Genomic DNA, 2,088 nt, shown 5'->3' on the forward strand with positions numbered 1-2,088 from the left:
GCCGCATGCGTGTGGACGACGAGCTGGTCTGGAGCCTGCTCACCAACCACGGCAAGTCGGCTGCCAACGACGGCGTGAGCCGCCTGCACGCCAACATCCTGATGGCCGGGCGCCATCGCGAAGCCGCCTAGATGACGACCCCCGGCGCGGAGTACCGCGCCACCCCCCGAGGGGGCGCCGAGCCGGCTTGGGAGCGGCCCGGCGCTCGGCTCGGCACCCGTTCCGTCTTGCTACACCTCGACTCCGAAAGACTTTCATGCGCAACAAGAGCATCCTCACCGAAGCCCGGCAGATCGAACGCGCCGTCACGCTGATCAACCTGGGCGCGCGCCTGCAGGTGCTGGAGTCGGAGACCGACCTGAGCTACGAGCGCCTGCTGCGCCTGTACAAGGAAGTGGCGGGCAAGTCGCCCAGCAAGGGTCAGCTGCCGTTCTCGACCGACTGGTTCATGACTTGGCAGCCCAACATCCACGCCAGCCTCTTTCTCAACATCCACGAGTACCTGAACAAGGCGGCGGCGCTCGACGAGATCGACTCGGTCATCAAGGCCTACCGCCTATACCTCGAGCAGACTAAAGAGCAGGGGCTGGAGCCGTTGCTGTCGGTGACGCGTGCCTGGCGGCTGGTGAAATTCGTCGACAACGGCATGCTCACCATGACGGAATGCTCCAAGTGCGGCGGCCACTTCGTGACCCATCCGCACGAGATCGGCAAGCACTTCGTGTGCGGCCTGTGCAATCCGCCCGCACGCGCCGGCAAGGGCAAAGCGGCGGGGTCGCTGCACCTGCATTGAGTCCTTCACGCGTTCCGAGCACAGCGTCACGGCGGCGCCGGTCTTCCAACGGCGCGGCCTGATTTGTCGGCGGCCTGCGCCGATACCAAGGCAAGCGTTTTCTGTTCGTTGTCTCCTGGGTGCACCGCGGTGCATTGCGGGCTCCCGTCGCAAGACCGGAGCCCGCTTTTTCCTTCTCGCGGCGTCGGCTTGTTATCGGCTTCGCGTGTTCTCGAAGCGGGCCGGGGACGTCAGGGCCGTCTCAAGCCGGCGGCGCGGCGGCCGATAAATGCTCATGCTGCTCGGGCCATGGCCTCGAACGGCGGCCACCACGAAGTACGGAACTCCCCCACATGTTCGTCATCATCGGATACGCGATCGCGCTGGGTTGCATCTTCGGCGCCTACGTCCTTCACGGCGGCAACGTCGGCGTGATCGCCGCCGCCTTGCCGACCGAGATGATGGCCATCGCCGGCGGTGCGCTCGGCGCCTTCGTGGTGTGCAACCAGCCCAAGGTGCTCAAGTCGACCCTGGCAGCCATGCCCATGCTCCTCAAGAGCTCCAAGTACACGAAGGCGCGCTACATGGAGCTGATGGCGCTGCTCTACGACATCCTGCAAAAGGCCCGCAAGGAAGGCCTGATGGCCATCGAGAAGGATGTCGAGGACCCGAACAACTCGCCGCTCTTCAAGAAGTACGCCGCGGTTGGCCGCGACCACCACGTGGTCGAGTTCATCACCGACTACCTGCGCATGATGGTCTCGGGCAACCTCAACCCGCACGAGATCGAGTCGCTGATGGACACCGAGATCGAGACCCACCACCACGAGGCGCACCAGCCCGCTGCCGCGCTCACGCGCCTGGCCGGTGGCCTGCCGGCCTTCGGCATCGTCGCGGCGGTGCTGGGCGTCGTGAACACCATGGGCTCGGTCGGCCAGCCGCCGGCGGTGCTGGGCGGGATGATCGGCTCGGCGCTGGTCGGCACCTTCCTGGGCATCCTGCTCGCCTACGCGATCGTGGAGCCGCTCGCCGGCCTGCTCGAGCAAAAGCTCGACGAGGGCAGCAAGGAGCTGCAGTGCATCAAGACCACGCTCCTGGCCAGCATGCAGGGCTACGCGCCCGCCATCGCGGTGGAATTCGGCCGCAAGACGCTGTACTCGACGGAGCGGCCCACGTTCGTCGAGCTAGAGAGTCACGTGAAGGGCAAGAAGTGAATGGAGCCCCCACGTCGCCGAGTACGGCTCCTGCCCCCCGAGGGGGCGCGGTCCGCCTTGGGAGCGGCCCGGCGGCGGACCGGCTAGTGCGCTGGATAGGAG

General features: G+C 66.4%; 3 protein-coding genes. All 3 read left to right on the top strand.

Features of this window, described 5'->3' with window-relative positions:
* The coding region (locus H0W38_RS21770; protein WP_292458151.1) for a flagellar transcriptional regulator FlhD at positions 1 to 131 on the top strand (131 nt) is incomplete at its 5' end.
* A gap of 125 nt (positions 132 to 256) precedes the next feature.
* A complete protein-coding gene (gene flhC, locus H0W38_RS21775) occupies positions 257 to 793 on the top strand; it encodes a flagellar transcriptional regulator FlhC (protein ID WP_292444086.1) in 537 nt (178 codons plus the stop codon).
* Positions 794 to 1,125: 332 nt separating this feature from the next.
* Complete coding sequence (gene motA, locus H0W38_RS21780; RefSeq protein WP_292444089.1) at positions 1,126 to 1,986, top strand: flagellar motor stator protein MotA; 861 nt, start codon at positions 1,126 to 1,128, stop codon at positions 1,984 to 1,986.
* Positions 1,987 to 2,088 lie beyond the last annotated feature (102 nt).

The organism is Methylibium sp., from assembly GCF_013817365.1.
Lineage (GTDB): Bacteria > Pseudomonadota > Gammaproteobacteria > Burkholderiales > Burkholderiaceae_C > Methylibium.

Bases quoted from the DNA above. Each gene is read 5' to 3' on its own strand.
- flhC (WP_292444086.1), top strand. From the start codon at position 257: ATGCGCAACAAGAGCATCCTCACCGAAGCCCGGCAGATCGAACGCGCC.
- motA (WP_292444089.1), top strand. From the start codon at position 1,126: ATGTTCGTCATCATCGGATACGCGATCGCGCTGGGTTGCATCTTCGGC.